Here is a 13,156-nt window from a genome sequence, read left to right as displayed (position 1 = left end):
ACGGTGGGCGGCCGGAAGCTTCCCAACACCAGTGTTCGCTCCTACTTCCCGAGTCCGGCCCGGCGCAGCGCCTCGGCCATCGCCGTGTTGGCGGGAGCGGCATGGGACTGCCGGGGCTGGTTTTGGCGAGGATTCCCCTCCTGTTTGCCCTGGTTTCCATGGCGATCGCCCTCGCGCGGAGCACCGGTTCGCGCAGTGCCGGGTTCGTCGTCGAGCCTCAACGTCAGGGAGATGCGCTTGCGTTCGGGGTCCGACTCAAGGACCTTGACCCGGACGACTTGCCCGGACTTCACGATTTCCCGCGGATCCGAGACGAACTTGTTGGAGAGCGCGGACACGTGGACCAGGCCGTCCTGGTGCACTCCGACGTCGACGAAGGCGCCGAACGCGGCAACGTTGGTCACTGTGCCTTCCAGGATCATTCCGGGCTTGAGGTCGGAGATCTTCTCGATTCCCTCGGAGAACGACGCCGCCTTGAACGCCGGACGGGGATCGCGGCCGGGCTTTTCCAGTTCGGACATGATGTCCTTGACCGTAGGCAGCCCGAAAGTACCGTCAACGAACGTCTGGGGATCCAACGCCGTTGCAGGTCCGCCGCCTGCTGCGACCAGGATCTTGCGGGCAACGGAGTACGCCTCGGGGTGCACGCTGGAGGCATCCAACGGTTCGGCTCCCCCGGTGATCCGCAGGAAGCCTGCGCATTGCTCGAAGGCCTTTGCCCCCAGGCGCGGAACCTTCTTGAGGTCGCTGCGCTTGGCGAACGGGCCATTCTCGTTCCGGTAGGCCACGATATTCTCGCTCAGCAGCGGCCCGACGCCAGCCACCCGGCTCAGCAGCGCAGGAGAAGCCGTGTTCACGTCCACGCCCACGGCGTTCACGCAGTCTTCCACTACGGCTTCCAGGGAACGATCGAGCTTGGCAGCCGTGACATCGTGCTGGTACTGCCCCACACCGATGGACTTCGGCTCGATCTTCACCAGCTCGGCCAAGGGATCCTGCAGCCGGCGGGCAATGGACACAGCACCGCGGAGGGACACATCCATGCCCGGGAGTTCGGAGGCGGCCAATGCCGAGGCTGAGTACACGGAAGCTCCGGCCTCGGAAACAACGAGCTTCTGGATGCCCTTGGAACCGGCAGCCTCGAGGGACTTGATGAGTTCTGTAGCCAGCTTGTCCGTCTCACGGGAAGCCGTACCGTTCCCGATCGCCACGAGCTCCACGTTGTACTGCTTGGCGAGCCGGCCGAGCGTGGCCAGGGCCTCGTCCCACTTCCTGGCCGGTGCATGCGGGTAAATGGTGTCCGTAGTGACCACCTTGCCGGTGCCGTCCACCACAGCCACCTTCACACCGGTGCGAAGACCGGGATCGAGCCCCAGTGTGGACCGGTTTCCCGCCGGAGCAGCCAACAACACATCCCGAAGGTTGGCCGCGAACACGCGCACGGCCTCGTCTTCGGCGTCGGCAAACATGCGTCCGCGGAGGTCCGTGGTGAGGCGGTCCAGGATGCGTCCACGCCAAGCGAGCTGGGCGGTCTGCGTCAGCCACGCGTCCGCGGGCCGGCCCTGGTTGGAGACCCCGAGGCACTTGGCCACGGCGTTCTCGTAGCGGCCCCGGGCGGCGGCCAGGGCGGCGTCGTCGGCGGGGTCTGCCTCGGCGAGGTCCAGTTCCAGGACGCCGTCCTTCTCACCGCGCAGCAGCGCGAGCACACGGTGCGACGGCATGCCGGACGGCACTTGTGTGAACTCGAAGTAGTCCTTGAACTTCTGGCCCTCGGCCTCCATGCCTTTCTTGACGCGGGAGGCCATGCGGCCTTGCTTCCAGAGCCGTTCGCGCAGATCCTCGGCGAGGTCAGCGTCCTGGCCCACCCGCTCCACCAGGATGGCGCGTGCGCCTGCGAGCGCGGCCGGAGCATCGTCGATCGAGTGCTCGGAGTTCAAGTATTTGGCAGCTTCGGCCACGGGGTCCAGTTGCGGGTTGGCGAGCAGGACATCAGCGAGGGGTTCCAGGCCGGCTTCGCGGGCAATCTGAGCCTTGGTGCGGCGCTTGGATTTGAAGGGCAGGTAGATGTCTTCCAGCCGGGCTTTGGTATCGGCGCCGACGACGGCGGCTTCCAGTTCCGGGGTCAGCTTTCCTTGGGCGGCAATCGCCTCGAGGACGCTCTTGCGCCGCTCTTCCAGCTCACGCAGGTAGCGGAGGCGCTCCTCAAGATCGCGCAACTGGGTGTCATCGAGCGTCCCGGTGACTTCCTTGCGGTAGCGGGCGATGAAGGGGACGGTGGATCCGGCGTCGAGCAGTTCCACCGCGGCCTTGACCTGCCAGGCCTTGACGCCGAGTTCGGCGGCGATCATTGCGTGGATGGCGGAGTCTGCGGACTGGTGCTGAAGAGATTGAGTCACCATGACAGTTTGCCTCAACTGGCTGACACTTTCAGGTCCGGATACCCGCAGGCCCTATCCCGCCGGGCCTGTTAGTGCTGTAGTTGGACCATGCAGGAACTGCTCATCATCCTTCAGGACGGGTTTGTTTCCGATGACGTGACCGTGACCGTCAACGGCAAGGAAGCCGTGTCCGAACGGGATGTTTCCACCAAGATGCTGTTGGGGATGGCCGACGAACTGACAGTGGAACTGCCGGCTAAAGGCGCCACCGTGGGCGTCGAAGTCAGCAGCCGAAAACTCAGCGCCACGAAGAAGCTTGCGGGCAAGCCCAAGAGCTTGATCGTCTCGATTGAAGACGGCCAACTCGTGTTGCGTGAAGGAACGGGCCGCGAAGCGTTCCTCTAGGAGCGCTTCGCGGCGGCTGGCATTGTCCGGATTTGCTGGTTCGGATGCGCCCTGACCGGGTGCGCCCTAGTGGGCCAGGTGCTCCTTGGCGGAGATGTGCTCCACCATTTCACCGAGACGCTGCTCTGCGTAGTGGTTGCGTGCGATGTCGCCCTGGCTGATGATGCCTACCAGTTTGTGGTCGCTGATGACGGGCAGGCGGCGCACTTGGCGCTCCTCCATCAAGGTGACGGCCTCGTCAACGTTGGCATCGGCGTCGATCCAGTAGGGCTTGCCGGTGGCGAGTTCGCGGGCGAGGACTTCGCGGGCGTCCTTACCTTCGGCCAGGCACTTGACCACAATGTCGCGGTCCGTGATGAATCCGGTGAGCTTACCGTCGTGCCCGCAGATGGGAAGTGAACCGCAGTCCAGATCCCTCATGAGCATGGCGGCTTCCTGAAGCGTTTTGTCCTCGGCGATGCACTGCGCATCAGTGGTCATGAATTCACGTACGACACTCATGGGTCCTCCTTCATCGATTGGGGTGTATCGACGCGGGGTCCTTCGGCACCGACGCCGATGATGCCAGCCTACGCTTGGCGGGTACGCCTGACCAGACGATCCCGGTGTACCCGGGAAACGCAGCAGGCGCCGCAACCATGGCAGGAAAAACGCTTGGTTTCCCTAGATATAATCCATTCGCTGGAGTATCCTCTTTTTGGGTTACACACGGCTTCTGGGCATAGGCCTCTCACCCTCTTTGGGACTCATCACTCGCACCGCCCCCGCCCTGAACCGTCATGCCGCCTATCCGCCGTAGGGCAAGGGCGAACGCATATTTGAGTGCTTGCAGAGCGAGAAAGATCCCCCCATGGACACCCCCAACGTCCCCAGTTCCCACTACATCCCTGTCCCCGACAACCCCACCGCCATTCCGTTTCCCCCGCAGACGGCTTCCTTCTCCTGGCCTTCTGAAGACTGGTGGCGCTGCTGGCGGTCCGCGGCTTTGAGTGGCCGATACGAAGGAAACCAGGCTGGCAGCGGCCCTGTCGGCAGCTCACTGGATCTCCGGCTGGACGTCGATCCCCGCCAAGGCGTGGAATCACCGGTGCTGAACAAAGTGAGCGGCGATTTCTACAGCACGCGGTTCGTCAAGGTAGCAGGCGTGAACCAACTCGTGAAGACGTACGTGGAGTCCTGGATCGTGGATACTCCGGTGGTCATGACCACCCGGTCCGATGCCCACATTTCAGGCACAGTCCGGTTCTGGAAGGGAGTGCATCCGGCCACGACGGTGGACATCATGGTGACGTGGGCCCATGGAGCGATTACCGGTGCCGTAGCCACGTTTACAGCAGGGGGCGTGGCCGGGCAGCCCTATTCCTGTGCGTACCGGTCGGACTGCTTCCGGGACGTCAACTTCGAACTGGATTACTGCACATCCGTAGATATCGAACCGAAGGTGCCGGTGTACAACAGCCATGCGCACAACAACCGGCCCGCCGACCTCGCCGACCGGACTATCACCATCGAATCGTCGTACAAGGATGCCGGGATCGCGGTCACTGTGGATCCCGTCCATACCGTCATTGATGACAGCGCCGTAGGCTTTGCGTCCTGGAACGTGGGCGAACTGCACGACGCCATGGAGACCTCGTTCGGCAAGTTCAACTCCGGCTGGCCCGCCTGGAACCTCTGGGGCGTGCAGGCCGGCCTGTTCGACAGCGCCGGCGTGGGCGGCATCATGTTCGACGCCGCTGCAGGCTTTGGCGGCGCAGGCCGCGGACCGGATCGCCAGGGTTTTGCCGTCTTCCGCAACCACTCCTGGTTCACCAACCTCGTATCCAACCCCACCACCCAGGACCAGGCCTGGGCCATGCGGCATTTCCTGTACACCTGGGTCCACGAAGCCGGGCACGCCTTCAACTTCCTGCACGCGTGGGATAAGGCCCGGCCGGATTCCTTATCCTGGATGAATTACGACTGGAAGTACGATCAGCGCAACGGCGCCAACACCTTCTGGGGCAACTTCCGCTTCCGTTTCGACGACGACGAACTCCTCCACATGAGGCACGGCGACCGCGCCTCCGTGATCATGGGCGGAGATCCGTGGGCATCTGGCGGTCACCTGGAATCCCCTCCGGGGGCCATGACGGTGTCCGGTCCGGGAAGCGACGTGGAGCTTAGCCTCACTGCCAAGAGCCAGTTCGATTACATGGAACCGGTGGCCGTCGAGTTCCGGCTGAGGAATACCAGCGACGCCCCGGTGACTGTGGATGGGCGGCTCGATCCCAGGTTCGGCAACACCACGGTGTATGTGCAGAAACCGAACGGGACCGTGGTGCTGCACGAATCCGTGGTCTGCTTCTATGGCATCCCGGAGCTGGTCACCCTGGCACCCGCGGTGGGCCCCCACAGCGATGGCAGCGACCGCTACAGCCAACTGATCCAACTGGCCTACGGAACCGGCGGCTTCGCCTTCGACGAACCTGGACAGTACCTGGTTCGCGCCGTCTACAGCACCGACGGGATCATCCAGGCCTCCAACACCTTGCCGCTGCGCGTCGGGTACCCCGTCACCCGGGAGGAGGACAGGTTCGCGCCCGAGTTCTTCACCCGGGAAGTCGGCCTGACCTTGGCCTTCGAGGGGTCCATGTCGCCATACCTCAGCAAGGGATTGGACGCCCTCACCGAAGCAGCCGAGCGTTTCACCGGCGAGCCTTTGGGCGTAAAGGCGGCCACCGCCGTCGCGCAATCTGTGGGAGATGACTTCTACCGCCGCAAGGAAGACAAGATGGTCAAGCACCACAGCGCCGACCCCGAGCGGGCACTTTCACTGACCGCACCGGGGCTGGCCAGCTACCAGGAAGGGACGGGGGCCGCGAACAACCTGGCGTACAGGAACCTGGTGGAACTGCGCACTGGTCTCCATGTGAAAGCCGACGACGCCGCGGCTGCGAAAACAGAGGTGGAAACCCTCGCGAAGGACCTGGGTACCCGCGGTGCCAACGCCACAGTGCTGGCCCGGGTCAAGGAATTGATCCCACCAACTCCGGCGGCCCGTTCCCGCCGGTCGGCTCCGAGGAAGCCTGCCAAATAGCCGTCGGATGGCTCATTGGCATGTGGCTCCTCCGAAGCCGGCGACGGCGGCACCCCGCCCTTGGGTGCCGCCGTCGCTCCTCTCTGCGGTTACTCCGCGATGTCCTCGGCCCACAGTTCCGGATGTTCCTCCTGGAACGTTCGCATCATCTCCACGCAGCGGGGGTCGTTCAGGACCGTGACTTCAACCCCTCGCGAGCGGAGGAGGTCGAATTCGCCTGGGAAGGTTTCGGCTTCTCCCACCACCACGCGCGGAATCTTGAACTGGATGATGGTTCCCGTGCACATCGCACACGGCGCGAGGGTGGTGTACAGCGTGGTGTCGCGGTAGCTCTTCTGGCGTCCGGCGGCCCGCAGCGCGGACATCTCGCCGTGCGCGATCGGGTCTCCGTGCTGGACCCGCTCGTTGTGGCCGCTGGCGATGACCTCCCCGCCACGCGCCAGGGCGGCTCCGATGGGGATGCCGCCCTCGCTGAGGCTCTTTTGGGCGGCTTGGTAGGCGGCTTCGAAGGCATGGTCCGTGGTGGTTCGCGATGTTTCGGTCATGGGTGCAGTCTAGGTTGGGTGCCACTGATGCGCGGCTAAATTGTCAGGGGCCGCTGGTAGCTTGGCTTCAACGGTTCAACCATGGCATTGAAGGGTAGGTGGGTCGGTGTTCTTTCTCGATCCGGAGACAGCGGGCGCCCCGCAAGACCTGGTGTTCTCGGCCAGCGACCTCGTCATCGCCGCCACCTGCGAGTACCAGTTGCTCCGGAAGCTGGACGAGAAGCTCGGCCGTACGGCCAAGCCCGTCTTCGCCGCGGATGCCATGCTCCAGCGAACCGCGCAGTTGGGTGACGTCCACGAGCACCGCGTCCTGGATGAGTTCGTGGCTGAGTTCGGGCCTTGGGATGCGGCTACCGGCCACGGCGTTTACGACGTCGTCCCCGCCACGGCGATGGACCGCGCCAGCCTTTCGGCAAAGCACGCGGAATCCATCGACGCCTTGCGTTCCGGTGCCGATGTCGTGTTTCAGGCGGCCTTTTTCGACGGCACCTTCCACGGCCGCTCCGACTTCCTGGTGAAGCGGACCGGTGGCCGGTACGCCGTCTTCGACACCAAGCTTGCCCGCCATGCCAAGGTCACAGCGCTCCTGCAGCTCGCGGCCTATGGGGATCAACTGGTCCAGGCCGGCATCACCCCGGACCCCACCGTCACCCTGGTACTGGGAAACCGGGTCCACAGCGACCATCCGCTCGCGCAGATCCTCCCCGTGTTCAAAGAGCGACGCGCCAGGTTCCTTGGCATGACCGCAGCGCACGTGGCCGCCGCCGGTCCCGTCGAGTGGGGCGATCCCCGCTATTCGGCGTGCGGCCGCTGTGACTACTGCGCCGAACAAGTACTGCTGCACAGGGACCTCCTGATGGTGGCGGGCATGCGTATCAGCCGGCGCAAGAAGCTGATCGAAGCCGAGATCACCACCATCGACCAACTCGCAGCCATGCCCGCCGGCGGCGACCCCACTCTCCAGCGGCTGCGAGAGCAAGCTCAATTGCAGACGGGCACAGGCTCTTCCGACGGGACAGTGAACTACACCAACAAGGCTGGCGAGGCCAAAGCCGTCAGTTACAAGATCTTGCCGGAGAACACCCTCGGGAGGCTCCCGGCACCGGACCCGGGCGACATCTTCTTCGACTTCGAAGGCGATCCGCTGTGGCAGGACCCGGCAACAGGAAAGTGGGGGCTCGAGTACCTCTTCGGCGTGGTCGAAAACCCGGTGGAACCCGGCGCGGAACCTGTGTTCAAGCCGTTCTGGGCGCACTCCCGGGCCGAAGAAGGCCGCGCGTTCGTGGAATTCCTGGAGTACGTGGCCAAGCGGCGTGCCACGTACCCCGGCATGCACATCTACCACTACGCCGCATATGAAAAAACGGCACTGCGAAACCTGTCCCTCACGCACGTGGTGGGCGAATCCGCCGTCGACGACCTCCTGCGCCAGGGCGTCCTGGTGGACCTTTACGACGCCGTCCGGCACAGCATCCGGGTCTCCGAAAATTCGTACAGCCTCAAGAAGCTCGAACCCCTCTACATGGGGCAGCACCTGCGCTCCGGTGATGTCACCGACGCCGGTGCTTCCGTGGTTGCCTACGCGGACTACTGCACGGCCAGGGACACGGATCGTTCGGAGGACGCAGCCGCCATCCTGGAAAGCATTAGGGACTACAACGAATACGACTGCTTATCGACGCTCGAGCTGCGTAACTGGCTGTTGGCCCGCGCCGCTGAGCGCTCCATCGTGCCGGGAGGTTTGGTTGAGGACGTCCCGCCGTCCGAGGAGCCGCAACAGAAGTACGAGGCCGCGCCCGAAGAAGCGGCCTTGTTCGAGTATCTGGGCGGGCTGTCCGAGGAGGAACGCTCGTCTAGCGATTCGCGGGCGATAGGCATTGTTGCGGCCGGCGTCGGGTACCACCGCCGCGAGGACAAGCAACACTGGTGGGGGCATTTTGACCGTCTGGAGAAGCCAACGTCGCAATGGGACGATGCCCGGGACATCTTCGTCGTAGACCACGCAGAGGTGCTGCAGGACTGGGCCAAACCGACACCACGCAGCAACCCTGCCCGGATCGTGAAGCTGCTCGGCCGGTCCGGGGATGGTGCGGGATTGGATCCAGGCAAGACGTACTTCAGAATGTACGGGTCCCCACTGCCGGATGCATTGCAAGCGAAGGAATCCGCGGTGCTTGGCCGCGCCGGCTGGAGCAACACCAAGGTCATCGAGGTCGGCGAAGACGGGGACTATGAGTCCGTCACCATTGCCGAGGGGCTTCGCAAAGACTCGACGGAGTTCGCCCAGACTCCCATGGCGCTGACCCCGGACGGCCCGATCCCAACCAACGGCCAAAAGGCAGCGCTGGCGGCGCTGGCCACGAAGCTCCGGGCCTCCTTGCCGGAATGGCCCAAGGATCCCGCATTGGATTTGGTTCGCCGCAAGCCACCGCGGCTTCGCACACTCGAAGAGCTTCCCCGGGTGGCGCAGGGACCGGACGCGTACGTGGACGCCATCACCGCGGCAGTCAAGGAACTCGACCATTCCTACCTTGCAGTCCAAGGACCCCCGGGCAGTGGGAAAACGTACGTCGGGGCCCACGTTTTGGCCCGGCTGGTGGCCGACGGCTGGAAAGTGGGCGTCGTGGCGCAGTCCCATGCCGTGGTGGAGCACATGCTGTGTGCCGCCGTGGAGAAGGCCGGCGTGGATCCGCAGCGGGTGGCCAAGGAAGTCAAACACAACGAGCCCGTGCCGTGGGCACAGTGCGGAAAGGGCGACGTCGAAGAGCTGTTGTCCGAACCCGGCGGCGCCCTCATCGGCGGAACAGCCTGGACGATGGTGGGCAGCTCGGTTCCGGCCGGATCCTTGGACCTGCTGGTCATCGACGAAGCAGGGCAGTTCTCGCTGGCCAACACCATGGCCGTGAGCCGGGCCGCCAAACGGCTTCTCCTCCTCGGTGATCCGCAGCAGCTTCCGCAGGTGACCCAGGGAACGCACCCTGAGCCCGTGGATGAATCGGCTCTGGGCTGGTTGTCTGACGGCCACCACACACTGCCCTCAGAACTTGGCTACTTCCTAGCCTTCTCGTGGCGCATGCATCCGGCGCTGTGCGACGCGGTTTCGGAGCTCTCCTACGACAACAGGCTGGAAGCAGCACCAGCGGCCAAGGAACGTCATTTACAGGGGGCCAGTCCGGGGATTTCCTGCGTCTACGTCCCGCACGCGGGCAACTCGACCAACTCGCCCGAGGAAGCTGCGGAAGTGGTCCGGCAGGTCCAGGCCCACCTTGGCTTGGCGTGGCTGGACCCCTCCCAGTCCCCCGAAACCCGGCCCTTGGAGGAGACCGACATCCTGGTGGTCGCCGCCTATAACGCGCAGGTCCAGCTGATCAAGCACGAGCTTCGAACAGCCGGACTGGGCAGGGTGCGTGTGGGTACCGTGGACAAGTTCCAAGGCCAGGAAGCGCCTGTGGTCATCGCGTCCATGGCCGCCTCCGCAGCAGGGGAAGTCCCCCGCGGCATGGAGTTCCTGCTCTCACGCAACCGCATCAACGTGGCGGTCTCGCGCGGACAGTGGCGTGCCGTCGTCGTACGTTCGCCCGAGCTGACCAACTACCTGCCGACGCATCCGGAAGGCCTGGAAAACCTGGGTGGTTTCGTGGCGCTCTGCCAGCGCGCGGTGAGCTAACCTCGCGGTGAGCTAACCTCGCGGTGAGCTAACCTCGGCCAGCGATGGCTTCGTCGAGGACCCGGCCGAAGTTCGCGGCGTCGTGCGCAAAGCGGCCAAGGAACAAACCGGAAACCCCGTCCAGCTGCGGCAACAGGCCCGGCTTCGCGGAGCCCCCGTAAATGATGGGCAGGCCAGCCAGGCTGTGCTGCAACAGCGATCCACGCAAGGCCGCCACCACGCGGGATACATACGGTGCGGACGCGGGCTCCGGGGCACCGATCGCCCACACGGGCTCGTAAGCAATGACCAGGCGGGAGGCAACGGACCAGTCACCGGACACGGCCGCCTTGATCTGCAGGAAGACCGTCTCCGCGGCGGCCTCCGGCTCCCCTGCCAAGGCCTCCCCCACACACAGCAGCGGCGTTAGCCCAGCATCGACGGCGGCCCGAACTTTGAGCGCGATCATCGCTTCGTCTTCGGCAAAGTAGCGTCGCCGCTCGGCATGACCGATCTCCACCAGGCCAACGCCAAGCTCGGCGAGCATGGAAGGCGCAACCTCGCCGGTCCACGGCCCGTCGGCCCAGCCGCAGTTCTGCGCGCCGAGCTTCAAGAGCGTGCCGTTCACCAGCCGCGCGGCTTCGGACAACACCGGAAACGATGGGATCACAAACGGGACAACCCGCCCGGCCATGAGGGCCGGACGGGATTCCACTTCCGCTACCAACTGCTCCAGCCACGCCAGGGACTGCGCGTAGCCCATGTACATCTTGGTGCTGACCCCCACGAACATAGTGTTCAGGCCGGCGCCAGGAGCAGGCAGCGTCACGATTTACTTCCCCAGCAGTTCGTCGGCCTTGTTGCTGAAGCGCCTGGTACCGAACATCATGACGGCGGCCAGGAAAGGCAGGACGCCAAGCGCATAGACGCCCATGGTGCCGGTGTCTGAGGCCGTGACCTCGTTGACCGTGGTGCGCAGGATCGGCGCCACGAAGCCGCCCAGGTTGCCCAGGGAGTTGATCAGGCCGATACCTGCAGCCGCGGCCGTGCCGGTGAGGAACGCCGTCGGGTATGACCAGCAAATCGGACCGGTGGACAGGAAGCTGCACACCGCCAAGGTGATGAAGATGATGCCCAGCGCCGGCAGGTGGTTCGCGCCGGCCCACGCGGAACCGAAGATGCACAGGCCCGTGGAGATGAACAAGGCAGTCCCCCAGCGGCGACGCCGTTCAACGGTGTTGGCAGTCTTGCCGATGAAATAACACGCGAAGATGCCGAAGAACCACGGGATTGCGGCCATCAGTCCGACGGCGATGCCCACCTTCTGGCCGGTCAGTTGCGCCACCTGCTGCGGAAGGTAGAACGTCACTCCGTAGACCGCTACCTGCAGGCAGAAGTAGATCACCGTGAAGTACCAGACCCGACCGTTGCGCATCGAAGCGAGAACGCCGCGGGGGCCGGATTCTTCCTTGACGGTGTCTTCCAGGGCCATGACGTTGGTGAGCGCGGCCTTCTCTTCCTTGCTCAGGAACTTTGCGTCCTGTGGGCTGTTGATCAGGAAGAAGTAGGCGGCGACACCGGCCAGGACGGCCAGCATGCCTTCCACGAAGAACATGACCTGCCACCCGGCAACGCCGGGAACCTGATCACCGATGTTGATGAGCCAACCTGACAGGGGTGCCCCCATCATCTGGGAGAACGGCTGGGCCAGGTAAAAGATGGCGAACATCTTCACGCGGACCTTGTTGGGGAACCAGGCCGCCAGGAACATGATGACGCCGGGGAACAGTCCGGCCTCGGTAACACCCAGCAGGAACCGCAGGATGATGAAGGACGTCTCTCCTTGCACGAACGCGAAGCACGCGGACACGATGCCCCACGTGATCGCGATCCTGGCGAGCCAGACCTTGGCGCCGAACTTGGTCAGCAGCAGATTGCTGGGGATTTCGAACAGTGCGTAACCGATGAAGAAGATGCCGGCGCCAAGCGCGTAGGCACCGGCGGTGATGCCTCTGTCTACCTCGAGCGCCGCTTCGGCGAAGCCGACGTTGGTGCGGTCAAGGAAGGCCACCACGTACAGGATGACCAACATAGGCATGAGCCGCCGTGAAGCTTTGGAGATTGCCGACTTGAGAACCGGCGTATCCAGCAACTCCTGGGTGGAATTGGTGGCAACAGACATTGAAACTCCTCTTTGAGCAACAGGAAATGACTAATGCGGCGCGATCAGCGCGGGAAGAAGATGAGCACCAGGCCCACTGCGCAGGCCAAAACGCCCACGACAAGGTAGATCTTGCGTTCTCGTGTCCAGGTCTGCATGACGGCCTAGTGCATGTACAGTCCGCCGTCCACATTCAGCGTCTGGCCGGAGATGTACCCGGAGTCCTCGCTGATGAGGAAGGCGATAGCGGCGGCGATGTCACGGGTAGAGCCCACACGGTTCACCACGAGGTCCTTGGTGAGTTCGTCCTTGCGTTCCTGGCTCAACGTGCCACCCATGATGTCGGTGTCGATGGGGCCAGGTGAGATGGCGTTGACCGTGATGTCGTATTCGCCGAGCTCCCGGGCCGTTGCGCGGGTCAGGCCGATAACGCCCGCCTTGGCTACGGAGTACGGGGTCTTGGAGAAGGTGCCGCCGCCGCGCTGCGCGGAGACCGAGGAGATGTTCACGATGCGGCCGATCCGGTTCTTCACCATGGACTCGGCCACACGACGGGTGGCGTAGTGGACGCCGTTGAGGTTGATGTTCAGCACGCGGTCCCACTCAGCGGGTTCGAGTTCGAGGTAGCCGACGGGTGAGCTGACGCCTGCAACGTTCGCCAGGGCTACGATCTGCGGCAGTTCGGCTTCGAGTTCATCGACCGCGGCACGGACCTCGGCTTCGCTGGCAACGTTCGCGCCAACGCCGTGGGCCTGGACACCATATTCTGCGGCGATTTCCTTGGCTGCGGCCTTGCAGGCGGCGTCGTCGAGGTCGATGATGCCGATGTTCCAGCCTTGGGCGGCCAGGTAGTTGACGGTGGCGCGGCCGATGCCGCGTTCAGAAACAGCGCCAGTGACAATGGCGGTGCGTTCAGCGGGGAAAGTCATGTGTTTCTCCTGT

General features: G+C 64.2%; 9 protein-coding genes. 3 read left to right on the top strand and 6 right to left on the bottom strand.

What is annotated here, in order from left to right; all coding sequences use genetic code 11:
* Positions 1 to 41: 41 nt before the first annotated feature.
* The gene (locus tag ACFRJ9_RS21320) at positions 42 to 2,399 is read right to left on the bottom strand and encodes a Tex family protein (protein ID WP_377672208.1); all 2,358 of its coding nucleotides are present in this window, start codon (positions 2,397 to 2,399) and stop codon (positions 42 to 44) included.
* Between the two features lie 87 nt (positions 2,400 to 2,486).
* On the opposite strand from ACFRJ9_RS21320, the gene ACFRJ9_RS21315 reads away from it, so the two are divergent.
* Entirely contained in the window at positions 2,487 to 2,783 is a 297-nt protein-coding gene (locus tag ACFRJ9_RS21315; protein WP_377672206.1) for a hypothetical protein, read from the top strand.
* A 66-nt stretch (positions 2,784 to 2,849) separates the two neighbouring features.
* Here ACFRJ9_RS21315 and ACFRJ9_RS21310 read toward each other — a convergent pair whose 3' ends face one another.
* On the bottom strand, positions 2,850 to 3,284 hold the full coding sequence (locus ACFRJ9_RS21310; protein WP_377672203.1) for a CBS domain-containing protein: 435 nt from the start codon (positions 3,282 to 3,284) through the stop codon (positions 2,850 to 2,852).
* 349 nt (positions 3,285 to 3,633) lie between these two features.
* On the opposite strand from ACFRJ9_RS21310, the gene ACFRJ9_RS21305 reads away from it, so the two are divergent.
* Positions 3,634 to 5,862, top strand: coding sequence for a hypothetical protein (locus tag ACFRJ9_RS21305; protein ID WP_377672201.1), 2,229 nt, complete (start codon positions 3,634 to 3,636; stop codon positions 5,860 to 5,862).
* Between the two features lie 89 nt (positions 5,863 to 5,951).
* On the opposite strand, the gene ACFRJ9_RS21300 is transcribed toward ACFRJ9_RS21305, so the two are convergent.
* Positions 5,952 to 6,407, bottom strand: a complete 456-nt coding sequence (locus ACFRJ9_RS21300; RefSeq protein WP_377672198.1) for a nucleoside deaminase — start codon at positions 6,405 to 6,407, stop codon at positions 5,952 to 5,954.
* A gap of 106 nt (positions 6,408 to 6,513) precedes the next feature.
* Here ACFRJ9_RS21300 and ACFRJ9_RS21295 point away from each other — a divergent pair, with 106 nt between their 5' ends.
* Complete coding sequence (locus ACFRJ9_RS21295; protein ID WP_377672195.1) at positions 6,514 to 10,074, top strand: TM0106 family RecB-like putative nuclease; 3,561 nt, start codon at positions 6,514 to 6,516, stop codon at positions 10,072 to 10,074.
* A 28-nt stretch (positions 10,075 to 10,102) separates the two neighbouring features.
* Here the strand turns inward: ACFRJ9_RS21295 and ACFRJ9_RS21290 are convergent, their stop codons facing one another.
* The 3 genes from ACFRJ9_RS21290 to ACFRJ9_RS21280 form a co-directional block, all read right to left on the bottom strand.
* Entirely contained in the window at positions 10,103 to 10,846 is a 744-nt protein-coding gene (locus ACFRJ9_RS21290; protein WP_377672267.1) for a triose-phosphate isomerase family protein, read from the bottom strand.
* A 39-nt stretch (positions 10,847 to 10,885) separates the two neighbouring features.
* On the bottom strand, positions 10,886 to 12,235 hold the full coding sequence (locus tag ACFRJ9_RS21285) for an MFS transporter (RefSeq protein WP_377672193.1): 1,350 nt from the start codon (positions 12,233 to 12,235) through the stop codon (positions 10,886 to 10,888).
* 143 nt (positions 12,236 to 12,378) lie between these two features.
* On the bottom strand, positions 12,379 to 13,143 hold the full coding sequence (locus ACFRJ9_RS21280; protein WP_377672191.1) for an SDR family NAD(P)-dependent oxidoreductase: 765 nt from the start codon (positions 13,141 to 13,143) through the stop codon (positions 12,379 to 12,381).
* Between the last annotated feature and the right edge of the window lie 13 nt (positions 13,144 to 13,156).

This window comes from Paenarthrobacter sp. NPDC056912 (genome assembly GCF_042786555.1).
Lineage (GTDB): Bacteria > Actinomycetota > Actinomycetes > Actinomycetales > Micrococcaceae > Arthrobacter.
Note: the sequence above shows the minus strand (reverse complement) of the source record. Positions and strands in the feature narration are given on the sequence as shown.

Excerpts from the sequence above, each read along its gene's own strand:
- ACFRJ9_RS21320 (WP_377672208.1), bottom strand. The coding sequence starts at position 2,399 with ATGGTGACTCAATCTCTTCAGCACCAGTCCGCAGACTCCGCCATCCAC.
- ACFRJ9_RS21315 (WP_377672206.1), top strand. The coding sequence starts at position 2,487 with ATGCAGGAACTGCTCATCATCCTTCAGGACGGGTTTGTTTCCGATGAC.
- ACFRJ9_RS21310 (WP_377672203.1), bottom strand. The coding sequence starts at position 3,284 with ATGAGTGTCGTACGTGAATTCATGACCACTGATGCGCAGTGCATCGCC.
- ACFRJ9_RS21305 (WP_377672201.1), top strand. The coding sequence starts at position 3,634 with ATGGACACCCCCAACGTCCCCAGTTCCCACTACATCCCTGTCCCCGAC.
- ACFRJ9_RS21300 (WP_377672198.1), bottom strand. The coding sequence starts at position 6,407 with ATGACCGAAACATCGCGAACCACCACGGACCATGCCTTCGAAGCCGCC.
- ACFRJ9_RS21290 (WP_377672267.1), bottom strand. The coding sequence starts at position 10,846 with ATGTTCGTGGGGGTCAGCACCAAGATGTACATGGGCTACGCGCAGTCC.
- ACFRJ9_RS21285 (WP_377672193.1), bottom strand. The coding sequence starts at position 12,235 with ATGTCTGTTGCCACCAATTCCACCCAGGAGTTGCTGGATACGCCGGTT.
- ACFRJ9_RS21280 (WP_377672191.1), bottom strand. The coding sequence starts at position 13,143 with ATGACTTTCCCCGCTGAACGCACCGCCATTGTCACTGGCGCTGTTTCT.